Genomic DNA, 24517 nt, shown 5'->3' with positions numbered 1-24517 from the left:
GGCTGCCGAGCTGGGGGGCCGCAGGGGGATCGACCTGCCCGCCGGGATCTCCGGCGGCACGAAACACCGCCTCCGGGCGGTGTTTTTCATTGGATCGAGGGTATCGGGGTCGACGGCACAATGGCCCGATACCGCCGGTGCGCCCCATTCAAGCGCCTGTCCCCGGCGGCCGAAAAGGACAGCATGACCGCCTCTTTCCGTTCCCTGACCGTCCCGGCGGCGCTGCTCGGCGCCGCCGCGCTGCTGGCCGGCTGCGATCAGCTCGGCATCGAGGATCCCGCCAAGGTCGCGGCGGCCAAGCAGGCCGAGGGCAAGGCCATCGGCGGCGCCTGCCGCAACGCGCTGCGCGCCATCGAGGACTGCTACGCCCTCAATCCCAAGGCCCAGAAGGCCTCGGTGTACGACGGCTGGCGGGAGATGGACGAGTACATGCGCGAGAACAAGCTCGAAGGCACCCGTCCGCAGGTGGCGAACCCGCAGGCCAGCCGGCCGGCCGCCGCCGCGTCCGACGACGAGGAAGAGTCGCCGCGCTCCGCCAAGGGGCAGGTCGGCGAGAAGGCCGCGGACAAGCCCGCCGACAAGACGTCGGACAAGGGCAAGGGCGGCCACTGAGCGTCGTCGGGCGGTCGCCGGGGCGTCCGGCGCGTCGGTCCGCCGCGCAGCTGATCCCGGGGATGGTGCAGTTCGTCGTCGCCCGGTCGCCGGGCGCGGTCGACGCGGCGAAGATACGATCATCCGAAAGATCAGGAGATCGCTCATGACCACCCCGTCCTTCCGCGCCACCCGCCGCCTGTTTGCCATCACCGCGCTGAGCCTGGCGTCCGTGGGCGCCGTCGGCACGGCGCACGCCTGGTCGCTGAGCTTCGGCAGCTCCCAGCGCATCGAAGGCAACGGCGACGTCGCCGCCGACGCCCGTGATGTCGGCGCGTTCGACGCTGTGGCGCTGTCCGGCGATTTCAAGGTCCTGGTGCGCCAGGGCTCGGCCGACAAGGTCGAGGTCAGGACCGACCGCAACCTGTTCACCTACATCGAGACCAAGGTCATCGACGGCAGCAAGGGCCGCACGCTGGAGATCTCGCCCAAGCGCGGCTACAGCCTGAATGCCCGCGGCACGCCGACGATCACGCTGGACATGCGCCAGTTGCGCGGCCTGTCGATCTCGGGCTCGGGCGACATCCGCGTCGAGGCGATGAAGACCGGCAACCTGGACGCCAGCATCGCCGGCAGCGGCGACCTGCGCGTGCAGGGCCTGGAGGCCGACCACGTGACCTTGCGCGTCGCCGGCAGCGGGGACATGTCGTTCAACGGCAAGGCCAACGCCTTGTCGGTGACGGTGGCCGGCAGTGGCGATGTCAAGACCCGCGAACTGGTCGTCGACGAGGCCAAGGTGAGCATCTCCGGCAGCGGCGACGTCACCGTGGCGCCGATCCGCAAGCTGGACGTGCGCATCGCCGGCTCCGGCGATGTCGGTTACGTCGGCAGCCCGGAGATCAGCATGTCCAACGCAGGCTCCGGCTCGGTGCGCAAGCTGAAGTGACGGTCTGACGTGACGGTCTGACACCCCGACTCAGCGCGCTCCGGGCGCTGTGTGGACGCCCCTCGCCGCGACGGCGGGCGAGGGGCGATTCGTTTGTGCACCGCGCAGACGACAATCGCGCCCATGGCGGAAGGACTCTCGGCGCTGGTGCGCCACCCGGAATTCAAGCGCGGCGCGAAGGAGATGCTGGGCATCACGCTGGGCATCTCGGCCTGGGGACTGGTCACCGGCGTGGCCATGGTCAAGAGCGGCCTGGGCGTGGGCCTGTCGCTGCTGATGAGCCTGGCGGTCTTCGCCGGCAGCTCGCAGCTGGCCGCGCTGCCGCTGCTGGCCAGCGGCGCGCCGCTGTGGGTGCTGTGGGCCACGGCCTTCTGCGTCAACCTGCGCTTCGTCATCTTCAGCGCCCAGTGGCGCCTGTACTTCGGACCGCTGCCGCGCACGCAGCGCCTGCTCATCGGCTACTTCGCGGCCGACCTCAACTACGTCGCCTTCCTCAAGCGCTTCCCCGACCTGAAGCCGGATCCGGACCACCAGCTCCCCTACTTCTGGGGCGGCGTGGCGACCAACTGGTTCGCGTGGCAGATCCCGGCCATCACCGGCATCCTGCTCGCCGACCGCATCCCGACGAACTGGGGCCTGGGCTTCGCCGGCGTGCTCGCGCTGCTGGGGCTGAGCTACTCGCTGCTGAAGGACCGCAACACCTGGATCTCGGGCGTGGTCGCCGGCTGCGCGGCGGTGGCGGCGTATGCGCTGCCGCTGCGGCTCAACATCCTGGTCGCCATCGCCGCCGCGGTGGCCGTCGGGCTGCTGATGGAGAAGTGGCTGCCGCCGGCAGGCCCGTCCGACTCGTCCTCCAGGAGGTCCGCATGAGCGTGTGGGAGGCAGTGCTGGGCATCCTCGGCATGGCGGTGATCACGATGGTCACGCGCAGCTTCTTCATGATCCCGGACCGCGAGATCCCGCTGCCGCAGTGGGTCCGCGACGGCCTGCGCTACGCACCGCTGGCGGCGCTCGCGGCGGTGATCGTCCCGGAGATCGTCATGACGCAGGGCGAGCTGATCCACACCTGGAAGGACGCGCGGCTCTATGCCGCGGCCGTCGGCACGGCCTACTTCTTCTGGAAGCGCGGCATCCTCGGGACCATCGTCAGCGGCACCGCAGTGATGCTCGCGTTGAGGATCGGCCTGGGCTGGTGAGCAGGGCCGCGCCCGGCCCGGGATCGGACTGCCGGGGCCTCGGGTCGCCGGTTTCAGCGGCGTTCCGTAACCCGCTCGGACGCGGGTCGTCGTCACGCGGCTGTTAAGCTGCGGCCCGATTTGCCGGGCTTGGCGCGCCGCGTCTCCACCGCGCGCGGGGGCCCCGGCGCACCGCTTTCCAACTACTCGAAGCTCATCCCATGAACGTCCTGCGTTTTGCCGATCTGATCGCCGCCGGCAAGGTGGCCGACCAGCGCGTCTTCATCCGCGCCGACCTGAACGTGCCGCTCAACGACGCCGGCCAGATCACCGAGGACACCCGCGTCCGCGCCTCGATCCCCGCGATCGAGATGGCCTTGAAGGCCGGCGCCGCGGTGATGGTCACCTCGCACCTGGGCCGTCCGACCGAAGGCGAGTTCAAGCCCGAGGATTCGCTGGCGCCGGTCGCCAGGCGCCTGGGCGAACTGCTCGGCCGTGACGTGCCGCTGGTCGCGAACTGGGTCGACGGCGTCGACGTCAAGCCGGGCCAGGTCGTGCTGCTCGAGAACTGCCGCGTCAACAAGGGCGAGAAGAAGAACAGCGAGGAGCTGTCGAAGAAGATGGCCGCGCTGTGCGACATCTTCGTTCACGACGCCTTCGGCACCGCGCACCGCGCGGAGGCCTCGACCTACGGCATCGCGCAGTTCGCCAAGATCGCCTGCGCCGGCCCGCTGCTGGCCGCCGAGATCGACGCGATCACCAAGGCCCTGGCCAACCCGAAGCGCCCGCTGGTGGCGATCGTGGCGGGCTCCAAGGTCTCGACCAAGCTGACGATCCTGAAGTCGCTCTCGGCCAACGTCGACGGCCTGATCGTCGGCGGCGGCATTGCCAACACCTTCCTGCTGGCGGCCGGTCTGAAGATCGGCAAGTCGCTGGCCGAGCCCGACCTCGTCGGTGAAGCCAAGGCGGTGATCGAGGCCATGAAGGCGCGCGGCGCGGCGGTGCCGATCCCGGTGGACGTGGTGACGGCCAAGACCTTTGCTGCCGATGCACCGGCCACGGTGAAGGCCGCGACCGACGTGGCCGACGACGACCTGATCCTGGACATCGGACCGAAGACGGCCGCGCTCCTGGCCGAGCAACTGAAGGCGGCCGGCACGATCGTGTGGAACGGTCCGGTCGGCGTGTTCGAGTTCGACGCCTTCGCCCACGGCACCGAGACCATCGCGCGCGCCATCGCGGCGTCGGACGCGTTCTCGATCGCCGGCGGCGGCGACACGCTGGCGGCGATCGCCAAGTACGGCATCGAGGACCAGGTGGGCTACATCTCCACCGGCGGCGGCGCCTTCCTCGAAGTGCTGGAAGGCAAGACGCTGCCGGCGTTCGAGATCCTGGCCAAGCGCGCGCAGGGTTGAAACCGAGGAGCGGCACGGAGACGGGCATCGCGCCCGTCTGGCTGGCGCTGGCCGCGCTGGCGGCTTCGTTCTTCCACCAGCTGATGCTGCTGATGCCGGCGGCGCTGGTGACCTTGGCGCGAACTTCGCGGAGCTCTTCCTTCCGTGGTTCAGTCGCGCTTCGGAGGCTCATTCGTGGCCGTCGTGCTGCGCATCGATCCGGAGCGGATGATCGCGATGAAGCTCACCCTCGAGCAGGTCGCGACCACCTTGGCGTTGACGATGAGACTCGTGTTGCCGGCGGGACGCGACTGGATGCCGCGCTTCAGCTACATGACCGAGGGGCTGCCGCCTGAGTTGCAGGCGCGCGTCGATGCGACGCCGCGCTTGAAGGGCTGAATGGCGTACTGCGTCGGCCGCTGGCCCTCACCCCCACCCTCTCCCGCAAGCGGGCGAGGGAGTGAGAATGCACCGAGCAGGCCGGACGACTTCAGATCCCCAGATAGGCCGGCAGCTTTCCGTCGGCCGGCTTGACCGCCGCGAAGCGCGCGGCCAGCTTGGATTGCAGCGCGACGGGCAGCGGCGCGAAGCCGGTGCCGCGCGTCAGGTCGTCGCCGTGCATGAAGCACCAGTACAGGAAGCTCATCACCGGTGCGGCGCCGACGCTGGTCGCGGGCGTCGCGTCGATCAGGATGAAGCTGGTCATCGTGATGGGCCAGCTCTCCGCGCCGTCGCGGTCCATCAGCGAGGCCAGGTCGTCGCCCTTGCGCGAGAGGTCGCTGTTGGCGATCGCGGACTTGAAGCCCGTCTCGCCCGCCGCGACCCACTGGCCCGCCGCATTGCGCAGGCGCACACCGTTGAGCTTGTCGCGCTGCACGCGGTCGTAGCTCACGTAGGCGATCGTGCCGGGCGCCGCCTTCAGCGCCTTGGCCATGCCGTCGTTGCCTTCGGCCGCCTCGACTTCGCCGGGCCACTTCGGCTGCGCGTTCGCGCCCACGTCCTTCGCGAAGGACGGCGACACCGCGCTCAGGTATTTCGTGTAGCCCTCGGTCGTGCCGGACTTGTCCGCGCGCACGATGCGCTTCACCGGCAAGGCCGGCAGCGCGACTCCGGGGTTCAGCGCGGCGATGCGGCCGTCGTTCCACTTCGCGACGCGGCCCATCATCAGTTCGGCGAGCAGGTCGCCGGTGAGTTGCAGACGGCCTTCCGGCACGCCCGGCAGATTGACCACCGGCACGATGCCGCCGACCAGCATCGGGATCTGGACGAGCTTGCGCTTGGCCAGTTCCTCCGCGGGAAGCGGCGAGTCGCTGCCGCCGAAGGCCACGCCGCGCGCGGTGATCTGCTTGACGCCGTCGCCGGATCCGGTCGGCTTGTAGCTCACGGCCTGACCCTTGGTCTTCTCGTAGGCCGAGGCCCAGCGCCCGTAGACCAGCGACGGGAACGAGGCGCCGGCACCCGACAGCGCGGCGGTCTGCGCGAACAGGGCGCGCGGTGCGCCCAAGGCGAGGGTGACGGGGAGGGTGGCGGTCAGGCGAAGCAGCGCACGGCGCTGCGAAGCGGGGAGGGAAGCAGGCACGGCGTTGGGGCTCGAAAGAGGTAGTCGACAGCGGGGCGCATTCTAGTGAGCGCGGTCCTCGCACGCCGTGATGGACGTCCGGGTGGCGGCACTTGCGGACGGATATAGGGAGCTTGCTCCAACTTGCGGGCAAATCCCGATGCGGATTCCATCGTGGGCATCGGCGATTGCCATCTTTGCATGGGAGTTAAAGCTGAATTCATCGCGCCGCCGGAGCCGGAGGATTAAGCTTTGCGCCCCCCAGGCCCCATTACCGCGCGGTTACGGCGGCGCGTTGTCGCGCCGCGAAGCCCGCCACCCGCAGGGCGCCGGGCCCCATTCATCGCGACGGAGATTTGCATGACCGACAAGAACGACGACCTCGACCTGAGCCCGGCCGAGGCCGCACTGCGCGAGGCGGCGCGGGACTACCACCGCTTCCCGACGCGCGGCAAGATCGCCGTCACGCCGACCAAGCCGCTCGCCAACCAGCGCGACCTGTCGCTGGCCTACTCGCCGGGCGTCGCCTATCCCTGCCTGGACATCGAGCGCGACCCGTCGCTGGCCGCCGACTTCACCTCGCGCGGCAACCTGGTCGGCGTCATCACCAACGGCACCGCGGTGCTGGGCCTGGGCGACATCGGCCCGCTGGCCGCCAAGCCGGTGATGGAAGGCAAGGGCTGCCTGTTCAAGAAATTCGCCGGCATCGACGTCTTCGACATCGAGCTGGCCGAGCGCGATCCCGACAAGCTCGTCGAGATCATCGCGGCGATGGAGCCCACGCTGGGCGGCGTCAACCTCGAGGACATCAAGGCGCCCGAGTGCTTCTACATCGAGAAGCAGCTGAGCGCGCGCATGAACATCCCCGTCTTCCACGACGACCAGCACGGCACCGCGATCATCTCCAGTGCAGCGCTGCTGAACGGCCTGGAGCTCGTCGGCAAGGACATCGGCACGGTGAAGGTGGCGGTGTCGGGCGCCGGCGCCGCGGCCATCGCCTGCCTGGACGTGATGGTGGGCCTGGGCGTGAAGCGCGAGAACGTCTTCGCCGTCGACTCCAAGGGCGTGATCCAGAGCGAGCGCGCCGATGCCGGCAAGCTCGACGAGTCCAAGCGCCGCTACTGCCAGATCACCTCGGCGCGCACGCTGGCCGACGTCGTCAAGGACGCGGACGTGTTCCTGGGCTGCTCGGCCGCCGGCGTGCTGACCGCCGAGATGGTCAAGACGATGGCGCGCCAGCCCATCATCCTGGCGCTGGCCAACCCGGAGCCGGAGATCCGTCCCGAGCTCGCGAAGGAAGCGCGCCCCGACTGCATCGTCGCGACCGGCCGCTCGGACTATCCGAACCAGGTCAACAACGTCCTGTGCTTCCCGTACATCTTCCGCGGCGCGCTGGACTGCGGCGCGACCAAGATCACCGAGGCGATGAAGCTGGCCTGCGTGCGCGAGATCGCCGAACTGGCCAAGGCCGAGACGCCGCCGGAAGTCGCCGCCGCCTACGCCGGGCAGGACCTGGCCTTCGGTCCCGACTACATCATCCCCAAGCCCTTCGACAGTCGCCTGATCCTGCGCATCGCGCCGGCGGTGGCCAAGGCGGCCGAGGAGTCCGGCGTCGCCACGCGCCCGATCCAGGACATGGCCGCCTACCGCGAGCAGCTGTCGCGCTTCGTCTACCAGACCGGCATGTTCATGCGCCCGGTCTTCGCCGAGGCGAAGGCCCATCCGGCCCGCGTCATCTACGCCGAGGGCGAGGATGAGCGCGTGCTGCGCGCCGTGCAGGTGGCGCTCGACGAAGGTCTCGCCAAGCCGACGCTGATCGGCCGCCCCGAGGTCATCGCGATGCGCCTGAAGCGCGCCGGCCTGCGCATCAAGCTGGGCGAGGACGCGCTCGTCATCGACCCCGAGAACGACCACCGCTTCCGCCAGTACTGGGAGGCCTACCACCAGGTCATGGGCCGCAACGGCTTTACCCCGGAGATGTCCAAGTCTGCCGTGCGCCGCTCCAACACGACGATCGGCGCGCTCGCGATCCAGCTCGGCGACGCCGACGCGATGATCTGCGGCACGGTGGGTCGCTTCGACTCGCACCTGGAGCACATCCAGAACCTGATCGGCCTGAAGCCGGAGGTCTCCAACTTCGCGACGATGAACGCGCTGATGCTGGAGCAGCGCACGCTCTTCATCGCCGACACCTTCGTCAACGAGGATCCGACCGCCGAGCAGCTCGCCGACATCGCCTGGCAGGCCGCCGAGGAGCTGCAGCGCTTCGGCCTGCCGCCGAAGGTGGCGTTCCTGTCGCACTCGATGTTCGGCAGCAGCAAGCGCGCGTCGGCGGTGAAGATGCGCCGCGCGCGCGACCTGTTCGCCGCTGCATATCCGACCATCGAATGCGACGGCGAGATGCACGGCGACGCGGCGCTGTCCGAGGACGTGCGCAACAACTTCCTGCCGGAGTCGACCTTGTCCGGATCGGCCAACCTGCTGGTGCTGCCGACACTGGACGCTGCGAACATCCTGTTCAACGTGCTGAAGGTCGTCGGCGGTCAAGGTGTCACCGTGGGCCCGATCCTGCTGGGTGCCAAGCGTCCGGTGCACATCCTGACCCCGTCGGCGACGGTGCGCCGGATCGTCAACATGACGGCGCTGGCCGTGGCGGACGTGAAGGCCGCCAAGGGCTGACCCTTGCTGGGAGGTGGCAGGGCCACCTGAACCCTCCGTGCCGTTGGAAACTCCGCCGTAACTCGTGGAAACTGTTCCGATGTCGTTCTGGCGGCTCATAATCGACCGCTGTAACTAAATTTCAGACAGAGACAAGACATGTCCCGTGCCACCAAGATCGTCGCCACTCTCGGTCCCGCCTCGTCGTCCCCCGAGGTGCTGGAGAAAATGATCCAGGCCGGCGTCGACGTGGTGCGGCTGAACTTCTCGCACGGCAAGGCGCAGGATCACATCGACCGGGCCCGCATGGTCCGCGAGGTGGCGGCGCGTGCCGGCCGGCAGGTCGCGATCATGGCCGACCTGCAGGGACCGAAGATCCGCGTCGGCAAATTCGAGAACGGCAAGATCGAGCTGATCAACGGTACGCCGTTCGTGCTCGATGCGGACCGCACCGAGCCGGGCAACGAGATGGTCGTGGGCCTGGACTACAAGGAACTGCCCCGCGACGTGAAGCCCGGCGACACGCTGCTGCTCAACGACGGCCTGCTGGTGCTGACGGTCGAGGCGGTGCGCGGCTCGCAGGTGCACACCATCGTCAAGCAGGGCGGCGAGCTGTCCAACAACAAGGGCATCAACAAGCAGGGCGGTGGCCTGACCGCGCCCGCGCTGACCGGCAAGGACATGGAGGACATCAAGACCGCGATGTCCTTCCAGTGCGAATACCTGGCGGTGAGCTTCCCCAAGAACGCCACCGACATGGAAATGGCCCGCCAGCTGGCCAACGTCGCCGGCGAGCCCTTCCGCCACAAGCCGGGGATGATCGCCAAGATCGAGCGCTACGAGGCGATCCCGCACCTGGAGGCGATCCTCAAGGCCTCCGACGGCATCATGGTCGCCCGCGGCGACCTGGCCGTGGAAGTCGGCAACGCCGCCGTGCCCGCGCTGCAGAAGCGCATGATCAAGATGGCGCTGGAGCTCGACAAGGTCTGCATCACCGCGACGCAGATGATGGAGTCGATGATCGTGAACCCGGTGCCGACGCGCGCCGAGGTCTCGGACGTCGCCAACGCCGTGCTCGACGGCACCGACGCCGTGATGCTGAGCGCCGAGACGGCCGCCGGCCGCTTCCCGGTCGAGACCATCCAGCAGATGGCCGCCATCGCGCTGGAGGCGGAGAACGCCGAGTTCGTGACGCTGGACACCGACTTCGCCAACCGCCAGTTCGGCCGCATCGACCAGTCGATCGCGATGGGCGCGCTGTTCACCGCGCACCACCTGGGCTGCAAGGCGATCGTGGCGCTGACGGAGTCCGGCTCCACCGCGCTGTGGATGAGCCGCCACCGCATCCACGTGCCGATCTACGCGCTGACCTCGCAGGTGCTGACGCATCGCAAGATGGCGCTGTACCGCAACGTGACGCCGCTGCTGATGCCCAACTTCAACGACCGCGACGAGGCGCTCAAGGCCGCCGAGGACCTGCTGATCGAACGCGGCGTGCTGATGCCGGGCGACACCTACGCGATCACCTGCGGCGAGCCCATGGGCTACCCGGGCGGCACCAACATGCTGAAGGTCTGCCGGGTCGGCTGACCTGCGGAGCGAGCGCGTGACTCCGCTGCGTCGCCGCGATCTGCTGATCGGCGGCGCCGGCGCGGCGATGCTCGGGACCGTGCACGCGCAGGGCGGTGGCGGCGGTGCCGCCGGTGCCGATTCCGCGCCCTGGTCCGTCGTGGACGACCAGACGCCGGTCCGGCTCGCGATCAGCGAGCAGACCCACAAGCCCTTCGTGCTGCCGCTGCTCAAGCAGATCGCCGAGGCCGCCGGCCTGCAATGGGAGCTGCTGTTGCTGCCGTGGCCGCGCGCGTTGCTGGGCGCCCAGCTCGGCGAGCATCTGGTCTTCGGGCTGTCGCGCAACCCGGCGCGAGACAAGCTGTTCGCGTACAGCCAGCCGGTCTTCGTGAGCCGTGGCTGGCTGGTCGTGCCGAAGGCGAAACCGATCCGGTTCGACCGGTTCGAGGACCTGCGCGGCCGTGCGTTGTGCGTGCCGCGCGGTTCGACCTACGGCGCCGCCTTCGAGGAGGCCCGACGGCAGCAGCTGTTCCGCGTCGAGAGCGGTGGCCATGACCTCGGCGGTCGTGCGCGCATGCTGACGATCGGGCGCTGCGACGCGATGCTCGCGACCCACCGTGGCAGTGCCGCCGCGCTGGAACGGCGACTGCGCGCGTTGCGCACCGGCGCGCAATTGCAGGTGCTGCCCAAGCCCGTGGTGGAGGAGGGCATCCTGTTCGCCGCCGCCAGGGGCAGCGAAGCCGCCGCGCTGCTGCCGCGGCTGGACGAGGCGATCGCCCGCAGCCGCGCCGCGATCCAGGCGCTGGTCGACAGCAATCTCTGAGCGCGGCGACGGCCTCAGCCGTTGCGCGCGGCCTGCACCAGCGCGGCGATGCGCGGTGTCATGTTCAGGGGCACGAGCTCCACTTCCTGGTGCGCGCGCGCGAAGACGCGGAAGAGTTCATCCGCGAAGGCGTGCCCGACGTCGGTGACGCCGTCGAAGTCCACCTCCGCGCGCTTGAACTGCGGCAGCCGCGCCGCGACGCGACGCGCCTGCGCGCGGGAGTCCAGCATCTGCCCCGCGACGACCACCAGGTTCAGCATCACCCGCGTCTGGTCGAAGGCGATGCCGGTGCCGTCGACGCTCCACTGCTCCAGCACCTGCTCCAGCGTGCGCTTGCTTTCCAGCGACATCGCCATGTAGATCGAGCTGCCCTGGCGCGGCAGGCCCTTGCCGTCCTTCCACGCGTTGCCTTCCCAGGCGCGGCGCTGGAACGCCTTGCCGTTGGCGTGGATGTCGAAGACGTCCGCCAGCTGCGAGCTGAAGAACAGCCCGCGGCCGGTGTGCGCCTGCGGCTGCGTCGTCAACCGGCCCTTGCTGAGCTCCAGCATCGCGTGGCGCGCGTCGGTCAGTTCGTAGGTGTCGCGGATCTTCTCGAAGACGCCGCAGCCGTCGTCCGACACCAGCAGCTGCGCGTGCGTCGGCGTCTGCCGCAGCGACACGGTGACGCTGGTGCCGCCGCTGTGGTCGATGGCGTTGTTCACCAGCTCGGTGAAGCCGTGCTGGATCATCCGCGCGACGTGGCGCGGCAGGGCGAAGTGGGGCGCGTAGTCGCGCTGCCAGACCACGTCCTCCATCAACCCGTGCAGCGTGTAGCTGCGCGCCACCTGCCGCAGCGCGCCCGGCCCGAAGACCGGCCGGCGGGCGCTGCCGGCGCGCGTCAGCCAGCCGGCGTCGACCAGGCGGCGCAGCGCGTTCAGCGTGGCGCGGTGGCTGGCCCCGGTGCGTTCCTCGACGAAGGCGGGCAGGTCGAGCGAGTGCTCGTTGGCGGCGGCGGTGATCCAGAGCGTCAGCTGATCGATCGCGAGGCGGGTCATGAAATTCCTGGAAGCGGCGGTCGCGCGGGCGGTCCTCGCCATCGGCGGCGGGGCAAGGCACGGCGCTTGCTCCGACGGGCCGGGACGCCCGGGCGACAGCCTACCGGCCGCTTCCGCCGCCGCGCAAGCGCACAGACCCCTGTCCGGGGGAGCCCAGGCGCGGGGATGCGGTCTGCGCCCGTGCACGCACCGTCACCAAGGGGCCGGCCAGGAGGCGCGGCCCCGAGGGACGGGGGCCGCAGGGGGCTGGTATGGCACCAGTTCGGGGGGAGCCCCAGGTTGGTTACAGGGCCCGTCATGGGGGCTGGCTAGAATCCCGATCAGTTACGGCGCGGTTACGGCGGGGTGGACGACGAGGTTCGGCACCCGCCCGCGGCCACAGGATTTTTCACTATCTCGGAGAACTCTCATGGCACTCGTCTCGATGCGCCAGCTGCTGGATCACGCGGCCGAACAGGGCTACGGCATTCCGGCGTTCAACGTCAACAACCTGGAGCAGGTCCAGGCCGTGATGGCCGCCGCCGACGAGGTCGGCGCCCCGGTGATCCTGCAGGCCAGCGCCGGCGCCCGGAAGTACGCCGGCGAAGCCTTCATCAAGCACCTGATCCAGGCCGCCGTCGAGGCCTACCCGCACATCCCGCTGGTGATGCACCAGGACCACGGCACCAGCCCGAAGGTCTGCGAGGGCGCGATCAACCTCGGCTTCGGCTCGGTGATGATGGACGGCTCGCTGAAGGACGACGGCAAGACCCCGTCCAGCTTCGACTACAACGTGGACGTGACCCGCCGCGTCGTCGAGATGGCGCACAAGGTCGGCGTCACCGTCGAGGGCGAACTGGGCTGCCTGGGCAACCTCGAGACCGGCGACGCGGGCGAGGAAGACGGCATCGGCGCCGACGTCAAGCTGGACCACAGCCAGATGCTGACCGATCCGGAAGAGGCCGCCGTGTTCGTCAAGGCGACGCAGCTGGATGCGCTGGCCATCGCCATCGGCACCAGCCATGGCGCCTACAAGTTCTCGCGCAAGCCCACCGGCGACATCCTGGCGATCTCGCGGGTCAAGGAGATCCACAAGCGCATCCCCAACACCCACCTGGTGATGCACGGCTCGTCGAGCGTGCCGCAGGAACTGCTGGCCATCATCAACCAGTATGGCGGCCAGATGAAGGAGACCTTCGGCGTGCCCGTCGAGGAGATCCAGGAAGCGATCAAGCATGGCGTGCGCAAGATCAACATCGACACCGACATCCGCCTGGCGATGACCGGCGCGGTGCGCAAGTTCCTGTTCGAGAACCCGGACAAGTTCGACGCCCGCGAATGGCTGAAGCCGGCCCGCGAGGCCGCCAAGCTGGTCTGCAAGGCACGTTACCTGGAGTTCGGCTGCGAAGGCCAGGCCCCGAAGATCAAGCCGCGCAGCCTGGTCGACGTGGCCGCCGCCTACGAGCGCGGCGAGCTGGCGCAGGTCGTCCAGTAAGCTCCGGACGCCTCCGGCTTCTGGGAACGGACCGGCCTTGCGCCGGTCTTTTCACTTCTGCACGCCCACCTCCGCACTCGTCTTTGGGGATCTGCTCATGGCCCATGCGTTCACCTACGGCACGCTGATGTGGCCGGACATCATGGCCCGCGTCTGCGGTCCCGACGCCGAGCCGTCCGCGCCGCCGGTGTCGGCCACGCTGGCCGACCACGCGCGCCATCCGGTGCGCGGCCACGACTATCCCGGGATGATTCCGGCGACCGGGCAGCACGTCGTCGGCCGGCTCTACCTCGACGTGCCGGAGGCGGCGTGGACTCGCCTGGACCGCTTCGAGGGCGAGGACTACGAGCGTCACGAGGTGCTGGTGACGCTGGCCGACGGCAGCTGGCAGCGGGCCTGGACCTACCTGTTCAAGCCGGGCGCCGTGCCGCGGCTCGATGACGGCGATTGGGACGAGGCGCGTTTCGAACGCGAGGGCAAGGCGCGCTTCGTGTCTCGCTACGTCGGCTTCACGTCGATCTGACGTGTCCTGAAGCGTCCTGAAGCGGATGGACGGGTCGCCGGGGGACGGCGGGGTTTCCTGTGCCGCCTCTAGAATCCCGGCTTTGCCGTTCCGTCCGACCGCACACCCATGACCGCCGCCCTGCACACCTCGTCGATCACCTCCCTTCCCTCATCGCACGCGGCAAGGTGCGCGAGAACTATGCGGTCGGCGACGACCGCATCCTGATGATCGCGTCGGACCGCATCTCGGCCTTCGACGTCATCATGGGCGAGCCCATCCCGGGCAAGGGCGCGCTGCTGACGAAGATGGCGCTGTTCTGGTTCGACAAGCTGGACGGCATCGTCCCCAACCACCTGACCGGCGACGATCCGCTGTCGGTGGTGACGGAGGCGGAGAAGGCGCAGGTCCGCGACCGCGCGATGCTGGTCAAGCGCCTGAAGCCGCTGCCGATCGAGGCGGTGGTGCGCGGCTATCTGGCCGGCAGCGGCTGGTCCGAATACAAGGCCAGCGGCAAGGTCTGCGGCGTCGAGCTGCCCGCCGGCCTGCAGAACGCCAGCAAGCTGCCGCAGCCGATCTTCACGCCCGCGACCAAGGCGGAGATGGGCGACCACGACGAGAACATCGATTTCGAGCGCTGCGCCGCGATCATCGGCCGCGACATGGCCGAACGGGTGCGCGACATCGCGATCCGGCTCTACCAGCGCGCCGCGGACATCGCGCTGACGAAGGGCATCATCATCGCGGACACGAAGTTCGAATTCGGTCTCGATGCCGACGGCACCCTGACGCTGATGGACGAGGTGCTGACGCCCGATTCCTCGCGCTACTGGCCGGCGGAGAGCTACGCCGTCGGCAGCAACCCGCCGAGCTACGACAAGCAGTTCCTGCGCGACTGGCTGGAGCAGGCGACGGTGGACGGCCAGCCCTGGGGCAAGGTCGCGCCGCCGCCGGCGCTGCCCGGGGACGTGATCGCCAACACGTCCGCGAAGTACCAGGAAGCGCTCGACCGGCTGACACGCTGAGGCCGGCATGCACGACGCCTCAGCCCCGCCGTCCGCCGCTGCGGCGCCCATGGTCATCAAGTCCCGGCTGCTGAAGCAGCTGGACAAGGACATCGCCGCCGCGGCCTCGCCGATGGCTTCTGCCGCGGCACGGGCCAAGCGCGCGATGCTGCTGGCGCGTCACGGCGCGGTGGGCGAGGCGCGCGAGGCGCTGACCGCGCTGCATCAGCTCTCCTTCCAGCACCCGCATCCGGAGATCGGCGCGTGGCTGCACATGGCCGAAGGCCTGATGAGCTACTACAACGGCTTCGTCGCGCAACAGGCCTGGGACCGCATCCAGCGCGCGCATGCGATCGCGGGCACCGCCCCGGCGCACATCGAGGTGCGTGTGCTCGCGTCGGCCTGGCTGTCGCAGCTGGCCTTCATCCGTCACGACCCCGCGGCGCTGGTGGAGCACGCGAAGCGTTGCCTCGACGAGGCGCTGCCCGAGCACAACGTGGCGCTGGCGCGCGTCGCGATGACGATGGGCCTGGGCTGGCATTACGCCGGGGATACCGCGTCCGCGCAGCGCTGGTACATCCGCTCGCGTCGCCATGCGTCGGTGGAGGGCGATGATGCGTCGCTGTCCGCGCTGATGTTCAACATGGCCGGCATGCGCGCTTCGCAGCTGCGGCGCGAGAGCCTGGCGAGCCAGTCGTCGCGCGGGTCCGAGCTGATGCTCTCGGTGGACTCGGTCCACCATTTCGACGAGGCCGTCGGCGCGCAGATGATGACGGAGCTGACGCCGGTGCTGCGCGCGCAGGTGCTGACGATGCAGGGTGGATTCGACGAGGCCAGACGGCTCTATGAAGAGCACCTGCCGCAGGCGATGTCGCTGGGGCTGGAGCGTCTGGGCAGCAGCCTGCTGTCGGACCTGGCCTGGTGCCGGGCCAACCTCGGCCAGCACGAGCACGCGCTGCACCAGGCGCGCGAGGCCGAGATCGAACTCGATCCGGACTGCGAGCTCGACGACCGCGCGATCACGCACAGCCGGCTCGCACAGACCTTCCGCCTGCTGGGCGAGGCGGCCGACGCGGATCGGCATCAGGCGCTGGCCGACGAGGCCTGGCGGGAGTTCGTCGAGCAGCAGCAGCAATGGCGCGATCTGCTCGCGGGAAGCGCGCTCCAGGCCTGAGGGCCAGCTACCTCGGCAGGCAGAAGACGTCAGCGCCTCGACGCGAAGCGCTTGGCGACGAAGCGCCAGATCATCGCCGTCGCGTCCGGCCCGGTCGGATCGCTGAACGCCTCCTTCGCGGGACCGCCGCTCCACGCATGCCCGAGACCGTCGATCTCGACGAGGGTCGCAGCGACGGTGCTCCCGCGCTTGAACTCGACCACGGTCATCGGCAGCCGCTTGCCGCGTTGCAGCCGGCGGTCGCGCACGGTGGCCGCGCCCGCGGCGAGCGCCCACTGGCGCGCGGCCTCGAAGGCGTTGGACGCCGCCACGACGGAATCCTTGTTGCCCTGGATCACGAGCAGCGGCGGCCACGCCGCGCCGCCTTCGATGGCGGCGGCCGGGGCCTTCCCGCGCATCGCGCGCAACGCCGTCGTCGCTGAACCGGACAGCCCGGGCGGCACCCCCGAATGCATCGCGACGGCCTGGAAGCGTTCGGGATGCATCGTCGCCAGCAGCGCGGCCAGGCCCGCGCCGGCGGACAGCCCCACGATCGCCACACGCTCGCGATCGGCGCCGTGGAGCAGGCAGACCTGATCGATCGCGGCGAGAACCAGCGCCGCCTCGCCCTGCGCGCGGCCGGACTCGGTGTCGAACCAGTTCCAGCAGCGTTGCGGATTGGCGAGCCGGCTCTGCTCCGGATACAGCACCAGGCAGCGCTCGCGCGCGGCGATCCGGTTCATCCGCGTGCTGCGTGCGAATCCTGCCGGATCCTGCCCGCAGCCGTGCAGCATCACGATCAGCGGCGGGCGCTCGCCTGCCGTCAGCCCCGTGGGCCGGAAGAGCCGGAAGCGGCGCATGCCCGCACGCCCGGTCGCCAGGCCGGCCAGCCAGTCGCCGAGGCCGGGCGACGGATGCGGCGGCGTCTTCGCCACCCCTGGCACGACGTCCTGCGTCGCGCTCCGGGCGGCCTTCGTCGCCGCGCGCATGACCTGACCCGTCACGGCGCGCAGGCCCTTGTTCCAGGCCTTGCGCAGGGCGGCGGAGGAGGAGCGTCTGGCCATGGTGAACGTCGTTGGACCGCCCCATTCTGAGGCCAGTCCGTGTCGGTGCGGCGATCCCTACCCTTTGACACAACGATGCGGGGCCATGCGGGACCTTAACGCCGCATGGATCCGGATCCTGTTGGAATGACACGCACACGGATTGCCGGACCCTGCGACATGACCGTTGTTCCCTCGACCCCTTTACGTTGGTCCTTGCAAGACCTGGACCTCTCCCGAATCGAGCCTGAGCGCGTGCGCGGGCACGATGCGCTCTTCCTCCTCGTCTGCAGCGCCTCGTTCATCGAGAGCGGCAGCGACATGTACACGCGCAACCTGATCGAGCATTTCGCCGATGATCCCGAGGTCGCCGCGTGGCTCCGCGACCACTGGGAGCCGGAGGAGCTCCAGCATGGCGCCGCCTTGAAGGCCTACGTGCGGCACGTGTGGCCCGGTTTCGACTGGGAATCGGCCTACGCCGGCTTCTTCGAGGAATATGCGCGGCTGTGCACGATGGACGAACTCGAGCCCACGCGCGGCCAGGAGATGGTGGCGCGCTGCATCGTCGAGATGGGCACGACGACCTACTACCAGGCCTTGCACGAGGCCTGCGACGAGCCGGTGCTGCGCGACCTCTTCTGGCGCATCCGTTGCGACGAGGTGCAGCATTACAAGAACTTCTTCGCCTTCTTCCGCAAGTATCGCGAGATCGAGGGCCTGCACCGCGGCCAGGTGCTCACGGCGCTGGTGCGTCGCGCGCTGGAACTGCGCAAGGAGGATGCGTCGATCGCGCTGAGGCACGCGGTGAACGGCCGCTTGCGCACCGGCGGCATCGACGGTGGTCCGGCCCCCATCGCCGACGCTGAGCGGCTGACGGAGGAGGCGATCCGGCTCGTCAGCTCGAACATCCCGATGGGGCTCGCCGTCCGCATGACGCTGAAGCCACTGCTGCTGCGCCCAGGCGTGCAGCGTGTCGTGGAGCGTCCCCTCGCCGCACTGGGCCGCCGCGTGCTGCTGACCTGACGCAACGCCGAGGCCCGCGTGCATCGGTCTCCGTGGAGCGCCCGCGCCGGGCCTCACGCAGTCGTTCCCGGGACTCAGCCTCGCAGCCGCTCCACCGCCAGATCGATGAACGCCCGCACCTTGCGCGACGCGCGCAGTCCCTGATGCTGCAATGCCTGCACGGGCACCGGCGGCGGCGCATGTTTCGCGAGCACCTCCACGAGCTCACCCGCCGCGAGCTGTTCCTCGACCATGTAAGACAGCACGCGCGTGATCCCGAGGCCTTCGCTCGCGGCGGCGATGGCGTGGTCGTTGCTGTTGGTCGCGAGTCGTGCCCGGACGGGCACCGCGACCGTTGGGGCGTCAACGCCTGACCCCGCGCGGAACTTCCATTCCGCGCCGGGCTCCACGCCCGTCGCGGCGATCAACGTGTGCTGCGTGAGGTCCTTCGGCTGCCTCGGCGTTCCGGCCAGCGTCAGATAGGCCGGAGACGCGACCGTCACACGCCGCACCGTGGTCAGCGGCGTCGCATGGAAGGAGGCATCGGGCAGGTCGCCGATGCGGATCGCCACGTCGATGTCCTCGTTGAGCAGATTCACGTTGCGATCGATGAAGCGGCATTCGACTTCGGTCTCGGGATACCGCGTCAGGTAGTCGAGCACGACCGCGTTGAGCCGCAGCCGCCCGAACATCACCGATGCGCTGACGACCAGCTTCCCTTTCACCGCGCCGTGCGAGCCGTTCGCGGCCTGATCGATGTCCTGCAGCTCGCCGAGCACGCGCCGGCAGTCCTGCGCGTAGCGCTCGCCGACCTCGGTCACCTTGACCACGCGGGTCGTGCGCACCAGCAGCCGCACGTTCATCGCGGCCTCGAGCTCGCTCACCGCGCGCGTCACGACCGGCGCGGACACGCCGAGCCGCCGCGCCGCCGCGGAGAAGCCGCCGTCTTGAACGACGGCCACGAAGATGGCCATGGCATCGAGCTTGTCCATGTGTTGTCCGATCCGGCAAATGCCATTTCACAGCGGCCATTTCAAAGCGGCAGCGATTCTCACTCTACAGTCCGCTCGTCCGACCGCCTCCCCGGTCGTCGTGTGCAGGAGCACCCCGATGAACGCATCCCGATGGGCGGTCCCCGCCTCCTACTTCAGCATGGTGCTGGGCCTGACCGGCCTGGGCAACGGCTGGCGCGTGGCGGCGCGCCTGTGGGGCTTCCCCGCATGGATCGGCGAGACCGTCATGGCGGTCGCCGTGACCGTCTGGGCGGTGCTGCTCCTCCGATTCGCGATCAAGTGGATCGCGGCGCGCGAGGCCGCGAAGGCCGAGGCCGCCCATCCGATCCTGTGCTGCTTCATCGCCCTGGTGCCGGTGGCGACGATGCTGGCCGGCATCGGCGTGCTGCCGCATGCGCACGGCGTGGGGACGGGGATCATCCTTGCGGGCGCGGCGGCGTCGCTGCTCTTCGGGTTGTGGCGCCATGGCGGCCAGTGGCGCGGCGGCCGCGACGAGAAGACCACGACGACGGTGCTCTACCTGCCGACGGTGGGCGCCAACCTGGTGTCCGCGATCGCGATGTCGGCGCTCGGCTGGCCGACCTGGGGCCAGCTGTTCTTCGGTGCCGGCGTGCTGGCCTGGATCGTGCAGGAGTCCATCATCCTGGGCCGCCTGCTGACCGTCGAGCCGCTGCCCCTGACGTTGCGGCCGACGGTCGGCATCCAGATGGCGCCGCCGGCGGTCTCGCTGCTCGCCTACGCGGCGGTCACCACCGGCCCGCCGGACCTCGTCGCCCGCATGCTGCTGGGCTATGCGATCGTGCAGGCGCTGATGGTGCTGCGGCTGATGCCGTGGATCCGGCAGCCGTTCACGCTGTCGTACTGGGCCTTCACCTTCGGCGCGACCGCGATCTCCACCGGCACGATGCGCTTCGCCGAACGCGGCGACGATCCGGTCTTCACGACGCTCGCGCCGGCGCTCTTCGTCATGAGCAACGTGGTCATCGCCGGCCTGTCGGTCGCGTCGGTGCTGTGGGTGTTGCGAGCGAAGCCGGCGTCAGCATCGGCACCGGCACCGGCAAGCGCGGCAACGGCGCCGGCAGCGCCGACGGACCGCGCGCCGATGCGCTGAGCCCCGGCAGCGTCGCGACGGTCCTGCGACTCAGCGCCGGTCGTCGAACGGCGCGAACACCTCCGCCACCCAGTCGACGAACAGCCGCAGCTTCGCGCTCAGGTGCCGCGACGCCGGGTAGACCACGTGCAGCGGATGGCGCGGGCGGCTCCAGTCGTCGAGCACCGTGCGCAGCGCGCCGGTCTCCAGATGCGGCGCGGCTGCGAAGCGGAAGGTCTGGCCCAGGCCCGCGCCGGAGAGCAGCGCGCTCAGGTGCGCGGTGCTCTCGTTGACGGCCATCACCGCCTCGCCGGCGACCTGCAGGTGCTCCTCGCCGCGATGGAACTCCAGCGGAAACGCCCGGCCCGTCAACGAGGAGAAGTAGCCCGCGATCGCATGGCCCGGCACGCGGGTGCGGTCCTCGGGCCCGTGGGCACGCGCGATCAGCTCGGAAGGATGCTTCGGGACACCGCGGGCCTTCAGGTAGACCGGACTCGCGCAGGTGACCCAGTCGAGGTCGGCGATGCGGCGCGCCACCAGCGTGTTGTCCGCGAGCTCGCCGCCGCGGATCACGCAGTCGACGCCTTCGCCGATGAGGTCGACGGGACGGTCGCTGACGCCGAGGTCCACGTGCAGCTCGGGGTGGCGCGCGCGGAAGTCGGGCAGGGCGGGGATCAGGATCATGTTCGCCAGCACCGAGCCGATGTCCACGCGCAGCCGCCCCCGCGCCTGCGCACGTGTCTGCGCGGCCAGCTCATCCATCTCCGCGAGATCCTCGATCAGGCGCCGGGCGCGCTCGTAGTACGCGGCACCTTCGGGCGTCACGCTGACGCGCCGCGTCGTGCGCTGCAGCAGCCGTGTGCCGAGATGGCGCTCCAGGTCCTGCACCAGTTTCGTCACCGTCGGACGCGGAATGTTCATCGCGTCCGCGGCCTTCGAGAACGCACCCGACTCGGCGATGCGCACGAAGACGCGCAGGGCCAGCAATTGATCCATCGATCTCTCCCCAACGTCGCCAGGCACCGCCGCATCAGGACGACGCCGCCCTCGCGACCACGCGGCGATTATTCATGAATGGGAAAAAAGAAGTCGGGATCAGCAGCTTTATTCGAACGGGACGAATTCTTAAGCTTCGCTCACCTCTTCACCACATCCTGAATGGAGCGAATCATGAGCAAGCAACTTGAAGGCAAGGTCGCCGTCGTCACCGGTGGCACCACCGGCATCGGCCTGGCGGCGGCGAAGGCTTTCGCGTCGGAAGGCGCGGTCGTCTACATCACCGGCCGGCGCAAGCCGGAACTCGATGCGGCCGTCGCCGCGATCGGCCCGAACGCAATCGGCGTGCAGGCGGATTCGACGAAGCTGGCCGATCTCGACCGGCTGTACGCCGAGGTCGGCGAGCGCCATGGCCGCCTGGACGTGCTCTACGCCAATGCCGGCGGCGGCACGATGGCGCCGCTCGGCGAGCTGACCGAGCAGCACGTCGACGAGACCTTCGAGCGCAACGTCAAAGGCGTGATCTTCACCGTGCAGAAGGCGCTGCCGCTGCTGGACAAGGCCGTCAGCGGCGCTTCCGTGATCCTCGCCGGATCGACGACGAGCGCGATGGGCACGGCCAACTTCAGCATCTACAGCGCGACGAAGGCGGCGGTGCGCAACCTGGCGCGCAGCTGGATCCTCGACCTGAAGGGCCGCGCGATCCGCATCAACACGCTGTCGCCCGGCCCGATCCACACGCCGGGCCTGGTGGAACTGGCCGGCCCCGACCCGGTCAACCAGCAGGGCCTGCTGGACTACCTGACCTCGCAGCTGCCGATCGGCCGCATCGGCCAGCCGGAGGACATCGCGAAGGCGGCGGTCTACCTGGCTTCGGACGCCTCGTCCTTCGTCACCGGCATCGAGCTGTTCGTCGACGGCGGCATGGTGCAGGCCTGAGCGAGCAGGGCCGCGGGCGCGGTGCCCGTTCAGATCTCCGAGTCCCACGGCTTGGACAGCCGCATCGCGCAGTTGATGATGCCCACCATCGAGTAGGTCTGCGGGAAGTTGCCCCACAGCTCGCCGGTGACCGGGTGGGTGTCCTCGGACAGCAGGCCCACGTGGTTGCGCGAGGCGAGCAGCGATTCGAACAGCTCTCGCGCCTGCTCGACGCGGCCGATGCGCGCGAGCGCGTCGATGCGCCAGAACGCGCAGATGTTGAACGAGGTCTCGGGCTTGCCGAAGTCGTCGGGCGCCTCGTAGCGGCGCATGTAGGGGCCGTCGCAGAGCGAAGCCTCCAGCGCGTCGACGGTCTTCACGAAGCGGGGATCCATCGGATCGATGAAGCCGACCTCGGTCATCAGCAGCACGCTGGCGTCGAGGTCCTTGCCGCCGAAGCTCTCGACGAAGGCCTGGCGCTGCTCGCTCCAGGCGTTGTCGAGGATCTTCTGCTTGATGAGGTCGGCGCGTTCGGCCCAGAGGGCCGCGCGCTCCGGGAGCGAGAGCACGTTCGCGATCCTGGCCAGGCGGTCGCAGGCCGCCCAGTTCATCAGCACCGACGAGGTGTGCACGCGCGCCCGCGTGCGCAGCTCCCACATGCCGGCGTCGGGCTTGTCGTGGATGGCGAAGGCCTGCTCGCCGGCGCGTTCCAGCAGCGCGAACTCGTCGATGCCGGCACGCTGGTGCAGTCGGTGGTCGAAGAAGGACTGCGCCGAGCCCAGCACGATGTTGCCGTAGACGTCGTGCTGGAAGTGCTCGTAGGCCTGGTTGCCCGCGCGCACCGGACCCATGCCGCGGTAGCCGCGCAGGTGCGGGACCATGTACTCGGTGAGCTTGGCCTCCAGCCCGATGCCGTAGAGCGGCTGCACGTGGCCGTCCTTGGACTGGCCGATGATGTTGCGCATCCAGCGCAGGTAGTCCTCCATCGTGCCGGTCTCGGACAGGCTGTTGAGCGCGCGCACCACGAAGAACGCGTCGCGCAGCCAGCAGTAGCGGTAGTCCCAGTTGCGCTGCGTGTGCGGCGCCTCCGGCACGCTGGTGGTCATCGCGGCGACGATGGCGCCGGTCTCCTCGAACAGGCACATCTTCAGCGTGATCGCGGCGCGGATCACTGCCTCCTGCCACTCCAGCGGGATGGCGAGCCGGCGCGTCCAGTCGCGCCAGTAGCTGATGGTCTTCTCCTCGAGCAGCCGCGCGGTGTCCTCGACGGCGCGGTCCAGCGTCTCGTCGGGGCCGAAGATGAAGCTCATCGGCATGTCGAGCGCGAAGGGCGTCTCTTCCTGGACATAGGTCAGCGGCGCGTTGGTGGTCAGCCGGATGGTGCCGTCCGGGCTGACGAAGCGCAGGTGGTTGCTGCCCCGGGTGCGGGCCGGCTGGGCGGAGCCCCACTGGATGACCGGCCGCAGGATCACGCGGATGCGGGGATGGCCCTGGATCGGGCGCATGCGGCGCACCAGCATCATGGGCCGGTAGGGCCGGTCGTTGAGGAAGAAGCGAGGCATGAAGTCGGTGACCTCGATCGCGTTGCCGTGCGTGTCGTAGAGGCGGGTGCGCAGCACGGCGGTGCCGTGGTCGTAGGACTGCTCGCTGCGGGAAAAATCTTCCAGTTCCACCTGGAAGGTGCCGTCAGGACCGATGCCTTCCGGGGAGTCGATGAGGGCGTGGAAGACGGGATCGCCGTCGAAGCGCGGGGCGCAGCACCAGACGACGCGGGCGCGGTCGTCGATCAATGCGCTGACGGCGCAGTTGCCGACGAGGCCCAGTTTCAGAGAGGCGGCTTCCATCGTTCCTCCTTGTTCGTCGTTCTTGCGATGTGCACGGACGGAAGCTGGCCAGCGGGCAAGGACCGTTCCCGTGACAGGAGCGTCGACGGTCTCGTGGGCGGTGTGTGATGGCAACAGAATGTGGGGGGACCGGGCCGATGCCTTCGGTCACTTGTCCGGGAGGTCCGGTGACGGGATAAACGCAGGGTCCGAACCTGTCGACCTGTCCTCCGATGAGCTTCCACCCCGACCAGTTGAACCCCGCCTCGGCGGCTATGAAGTGATCGACTGCGAGATCAAGGATCGCGGCGTCCTGTACCTGCTGATGCGCGAGGACGTCGACCAGATGGAAATCCACCGTCGCGGGCGCGGTGGTCCGCCCGAGGGGAAGATGGCGAAGCGGCTGATCGGACTGCGGCTCGACGAGCCGGAGCGGCCGGTCGGCGTGGCTCACGTCGCCGGGTTGGGCACCAGTCGTTGCGCGATGGCCTTCGCGCCGGAGGGGAAGGTCGCGATCGTGGACTCGGACTCGAAGGTGTGGATGCAGAGCACCGAGGGCAGTCCGTTCCAGCCGCGCCTGCCGTTCAAGTCCGAGGGTGGCGTCCTGACGGGTGGCATCTCGCGGGTGCGCAGCTTCGGCGCCGAACTGATCGCGTGCACCAGATCGCGGCAGATGCTGGTGCGCAGGGGCCGGGGACTGGCAGTGCCTCGGTGATCCGATCCCGGATCCCGGCGATCGCGCGATGAGCTT

At 69.4% G+C, this 24517-nt stretch carries 22 protein-coding genes and 1 pseudogene; 17 read left to right on the top strand and 6 right to left on the bottom strand.

Annotated features, from left to right (window positions below):
* The first annotated feature begins 183 nt into the window (after positions 1 to 183).
* The 6 genes from ACQ86G_RS04390 to ACQ86G_RS04365 all read left to right on the top strand — a co-directional run bounded on the left by ACQ86G_RS04390 (position 184) and on the right by ACQ86G_RS04365 (position 4505).
* The gene (locus ACQ86G_RS04390) at positions 184 to 612 is read left to right on the top strand and encodes a hypothetical protein (RefSeq protein ID WP_431259498.1); all 429 of its coding nucleotides are present in this window, start codon (positions 184 to 186) and stop codon (positions 610 to 612) included.
* 145 nt (positions 613 to 757) lie between these two features.
* Positions 758 to 1537 (top strand): head GIN domain-containing protein, encoded by a 780-nt coding sequence (locus ACQ86G_RS04385; protein WP_431259497.1) that lies wholly within the window; start codon positions 758 to 760, stop codon positions 1535 to 1537.
* Positions 1538 to 1660: 123 nt separating this feature from the next.
* Positions 1661 to 2407: an AzlC family ABC transporter permease gene (locus ACQ86G_RS04380; protein WP_431259496.1), complete on the top strand. Its 747-nt coding sequence runs from the start codon at positions 1661 to 1663 to the stop codon at positions 2405 to 2407.
* Positions 2404 to 2733 (top strand): AzlD domain-containing protein, encoded by a 330-nt coding sequence (locus ACQ86G_RS04375; protein WP_088404647.1) that lies wholly within the window; start codon positions 2404 to 2406, stop codon positions 2731 to 2733. The genes ACQ86G_RS04380 and ACQ86G_RS04375 overlap by 4 nt, the downstream gene beginning before the upstream one ends.
* 200 nt (positions 2734 to 2933) lie before the next feature.
* Complete coding sequence (locus tag ACQ86G_RS04370; protein WP_431259495.1) at positions 2934 to 4127, top strand: phosphoglycerate kinase; 1194 nt, start codon at positions 2934 to 2936, stop codon at positions 4125 to 4127.
* A gap of 174 nt (positions 4128 to 4301) precedes the next feature.
* A complete protein-coding gene (locus ACQ86G_RS04365) occupies positions 4302 to 4505 on the top strand; it encodes a hypothetical protein (RefSeq protein WP_431259494.1) in 204 nt (67 codons plus the stop codon).
* 91 nt (positions 4506 to 4596) lie between these two features.
* Here the strand turns inward: ACQ86G_RS04365 and pstS are convergent, their stop codons facing one another.
* Entirely contained in the window at positions 4597 to 5685 is a 1089-nt protein-coding gene (gene pstS / locus ACQ86G_RS04360; protein ID WP_431259493.1) for a phosphate ABC transporter substrate-binding protein PstS, read from the bottom strand.
* Positions 5686 to 6024: 339 nt separating this feature from the next.
* Between pstS and ACQ86G_RS04355 the strand changes: the two genes are divergently transcribed.
* The 3 genes from ACQ86G_RS04355 (at position 6025) to ACQ86G_RS04345 (ending at position 10714) form a co-directional block, all read left to right on the top strand.
* On the top strand, positions 6025 to 8343 hold the full coding sequence (locus tag ACQ86G_RS04355) for an NADP-dependent malic enzyme (RefSeq protein WP_431259492.1): 2319 nt from the start codon (positions 6025 to 6027) through the stop codon (positions 8341 to 8343).
* 138 nt (positions 8344 to 8481) lie between these two features.
* The gene (gene pyk, locus ACQ86G_RS04350; RefSeq protein ID WP_431259491.1) at positions 8482 to 9912 is read left to right on the top strand and encodes a pyruvate kinase; all 1431 of its coding nucleotides are present in this window, start codon (positions 8482 to 8484) and stop codon (positions 9910 to 9912) included.
* Between the two features lie 16 nt (positions 9913 to 9928).
* Positions 9929 to 10714, top strand: a complete 786-nt coding sequence (locus ACQ86G_RS04345; protein WP_431259490.1) for a substrate-binding periplasmic protein — start codon at positions 9929 to 9931, stop codon at positions 10712 to 10714.
* A 14-nt stretch (positions 10715 to 10728) separates the two neighbouring features.
* On the opposite strand, the gene ACQ86G_RS04340 is transcribed toward ACQ86G_RS04345, so the two are convergent.
* The gene (locus ACQ86G_RS04340) at positions 10729 to 11748 is read right to left on the bottom strand and encodes an STAS-like domain-containing protein (RefSeq protein WP_431259489.1); all 1020 of its coding nucleotides are present in this window, start codon (positions 11746 to 11748) and stop codon (positions 10729 to 10731) included.
* A 409-nt stretch (positions 11749 to 12157) separates the two neighbouring features.
* Between ACQ86G_RS04340 and fba the strand changes: the two genes are divergently transcribed.
* The 4 genes and pseudogenes from fba (at position 12158) to ACQ86G_RS04320 (ending at position 15902) form a co-directional block, all read left to right on the top strand.
* Entirely contained in the window at positions 12158 to 13222 is a 1065-nt protein-coding gene (gene fba, locus ACQ86G_RS04335) for a class II fructose-bisphosphate aldolase (RefSeq protein WP_431259488.1), read from the top strand.
* Between the two features lie 97 nt (positions 13223 to 13319).
* A complete protein-coding gene (locus ACQ86G_RS04330) occupies positions 13320 to 13745 on the top strand; it encodes a gamma-glutamylcyclotransferase family protein (protein WP_431259487.1) in 426 nt (141 codons plus the stop codon).
* Between the two features lie 108 nt (positions 13746 to 13853).
* Positions 13854 to 14749, top strand: a pseudogene (locus tag ACQ86G_RS04325) (phosphoribosylaminoimidazolesuccinocarboxamide synthase).
* 49 nt (positions 14750 to 14798) lie between these two features.
* Positions 14799 to 15902, top strand: a complete 1104-nt coding sequence (locus ACQ86G_RS04320; RefSeq protein WP_431259486.1) for a hypothetical protein — start codon at positions 14799 to 14801, stop codon at positions 15900 to 15902.
* A 29-nt stretch (positions 15903 to 15931) separates the two neighbouring features.
* Here the strand turns inward: ACQ86G_RS04320 and ACQ86G_RS04315 are convergent, their stop codons facing one another.
* Positions 15932 to 16945, bottom strand: coding sequence for an extracellular catalytic domain type 1 short-chain-length polyhydroxyalkanoate depolymerase (locus ACQ86G_RS04315; RefSeq protein WP_431259485.1), 1014 nt, complete (start codon positions 16943 to 16945; stop codon positions 15932 to 15934).
* A 159-nt stretch (positions 16946 to 17104) separates the two neighbouring features.
* Here ACQ86G_RS04315 and ACQ86G_RS04310 point away from each other — a divergent pair, with 159 nt between their 5' ends.
* Positions 17105 to 17947, top strand: coding sequence for a ferritin-like domain-containing protein (locus tag ACQ86G_RS04310; RefSeq protein WP_431259484.1), 843 nt, complete (start codon positions 17105 to 17107; stop codon positions 17945 to 17947).
* A 74-nt stretch (positions 17948 to 18021) separates the two neighbouring features.
* On the opposite strand, the gene ACQ86G_RS04305 is transcribed toward ACQ86G_RS04310, so the two are convergent.
* Positions 18022 to 18918 carry a LysR family transcriptional regulator gene (locus ACQ86G_RS04305; protein ID WP_431259483.1) on the bottom strand — a complete coding sequence of 299 codons (897 nt, stop codon included), beginning with the start codon at positions 18916 to 18918 and terminating at the stop codon, positions 18022 to 18024.
* A 118-nt stretch (positions 18919 to 19036) separates the two neighbouring features.
* Here ACQ86G_RS04305 and tehA point away from each other — a divergent pair, with 118 nt between their 5' ends.
* Positions 19037 to 20050: a dicarboxylate transporter/tellurite-resistance protein TehA gene (gene tehA / locus ACQ86G_RS04300; protein ID WP_431259482.1), complete on the top strand. Its 1014-nt coding sequence runs from the start codon at positions 19037 to 19039 to the stop codon at positions 20048 to 20050.
* A 30-nt stretch (positions 20051 to 20080) separates the two neighbouring features.
* Here tehA and ACQ86G_RS04295 read toward each other — a convergent pair whose 3' ends face one another.
* Positions 20081 to 21025 (bottom strand): LysR substrate-binding domain-containing protein, encoded by a 945-nt coding sequence (locus ACQ86G_RS04295; RefSeq protein ID WP_431259481.1) that lies wholly within the window; start codon positions 21023 to 21025, stop codon positions 20081 to 20083.
* A 174-nt stretch (positions 21026 to 21199) separates the two neighbouring features.
* On the opposite strand from ACQ86G_RS04295, the gene ACQ86G_RS04290 reads away from it, so the two are divergent.
* The gene (locus tag ACQ86G_RS04290; protein WP_431259480.1) at positions 21200 to 21964 is read left to right on the top strand and encodes an SDR family NAD(P)-dependent oxidoreductase; all 765 of its coding nucleotides are present in this window, start codon (positions 21200 to 21202) and stop codon (positions 21962 to 21964) included.
* Between the two features lie 29 nt (positions 21965 to 21993).
* Here ACQ86G_RS04290 and ACQ86G_RS04285 read toward each other — a convergent pair whose 3' ends face one another.
* Positions 21994 to 23787 carry a glycoside hydrolase family 15 protein gene (locus tag ACQ86G_RS04285; protein ID WP_431259479.1) on the bottom strand — a complete coding sequence of 598 codons (1794 nt, stop codon included), beginning with the start codon at positions 23785 to 23787 and terminating at the stop codon, positions 21994 to 21996.
* 70 nt (positions 23788 to 23857) lie between these two features.
* Here ACQ86G_RS04285 and ACQ86G_RS04280 point away from each other — a divergent pair, with 70 nt between their 5' ends.
* The gene (locus tag ACQ86G_RS04280; protein WP_431259478.1) at positions 23858 to 24481 is read left to right on the top strand and encodes a hypothetical protein; all 624 of its coding nucleotides are present in this window, start codon (positions 23858 to 23860) and stop codon (positions 24479 to 24481) included.
* Positions 24482 to 24517 lie beyond the last annotated feature (36 nt).

The organism is Roseateles chitinivorans (assembly GCF_050632145.1).
GTDB classification, from domain to species: Bacteria; Pseudomonadota; Gammaproteobacteria; order Burkholderiales; family Burkholderiaceae_C; genus Roseateles; species Roseateles chitinivorans_B.
The sequence above is the reverse complement of the archived record's forward strand: the minus strand, read 5'-3'. Positions and strand labels throughout refer to the sequence as shown.

Excerpts from the sequence above, each read along its gene's own strand:
- ACQ86G_RS04390 (WP_431259498.1), top strand. The coding sequence starts at position 184 with ATGACCGCCTCTTTCCGTTCCCTGACCGTCCCGGCGGCGCTGCTCGGC.
- ACQ86G_RS04385 (WP_431259497.1), top strand. The coding sequence starts at position 758 with ATGACCACCCCGTCCTTCCGCGCCACCCGCCGCCTGTTTGCCATCACC.
- ACQ86G_RS04380 (WP_431259496.1), top strand. The coding sequence starts at position 1,661 with ATGGCGGAAGGACTCTCGGCGCTGGTGCGCCACCCGGAATTCAAGCGC.
- ACQ86G_RS04375 (WP_088404647.1), top strand. The coding sequence starts at position 2,404 with ATGAGCGTGTGGGAGGCAGTGCTGGGCATCCTCGGCATGGCGGTGATC.
- ACQ86G_RS04370 (WP_431259495.1), top strand. The coding sequence starts at position 2,934 with ATGAACGTCCTGCGTTTTGCCGATCTGATCGCCGCCGGCAAGGTGGCC.
- ACQ86G_RS04355 (WP_431259492.1), top strand. The coding sequence starts at position 6,025 with ATGACCGACAAGAACGACGACCTCGACCTGAGCCCGGCCGAGGCCGCA.
- pyk (WP_431259491.1), top strand. The coding sequence starts at position 8,482 with ATGTCCCGTGCCACCAAGATCGTCGCCACTCTCGGTCCCGCCTCGTCG.
- ACQ86G_RS04340 (WP_431259489.1), bottom strand. The coding sequence starts at position 11,748 with ATGACCCGCCTCGCGATCGATCAGCTGACGCTCTGGATCACCGCCGCC.
- fba (WP_431259488.1), top strand. The coding sequence starts at position 12,158 with ATGGCACTCGTCTCGATGCGCCAGCTGCTGGATCACGCGGCCGAACAG.
- ACQ86G_RS04330 (WP_431259487.1), top strand. The coding sequence starts at position 13,320 with ATGGCCCATGCGTTCACCTACGGCACGCTGATGTGGCCGGACATCATG.
- ACQ86G_RS04320 (WP_431259486.1), top strand. The coding sequence starts at position 14,799 with ATGGTCATCAAGTCCCGGCTGCTGAAGCAGCTGGACAAGGACATCGCC.
- ACQ86G_RS04315 (WP_431259485.1), bottom strand. The coding sequence starts at position 16,945 with ATGGCCAGACGCTCCTCCTCCGCCGCCCTGCGCAAGGCCTGGAACAAG.
- ACQ86G_RS04310 (WP_431259484.1), top strand. The coding sequence starts at position 17,105 with ATGACCGTTGTTCCCTCGACCCCTTTACGTTGGTCCTTGCAAGACCTG.
- ACQ86G_RS04305 (WP_431259483.1), bottom strand. The coding sequence starts at position 18,918 with ATGGACAAGCTCGATGCCATGGCCATCTTCGTGGCCGTCGTTCAAGAC.
- tehA (WP_431259482.1), top strand. The coding sequence starts at position 19,037 with ATGAACGCATCCCGATGGGCGGTCCCCGCCTCCTACTTCAGCATGGTG.
- ACQ86G_RS04295 (WP_431259481.1), bottom strand. The coding sequence starts at position 21,025 with ATGGATCAATTGCTGGCCCTGCGCGTCTTCGTGCGCATCGCCGAGTCG.
- ACQ86G_RS04290 (WP_431259480.1), top strand. The coding sequence starts at position 21,200 with ATGAGCAAGCAACTTGAAGGCAAGGTCGCCGTCGTCACCGGTGGCACC.
- ACQ86G_RS04285 (WP_431259479.1), bottom strand. The coding sequence starts at position 23,787 with ATGGAAGCCGCCTCTCTGAAACTGGGCCTCGTCGGCAACTGCGCCGTC.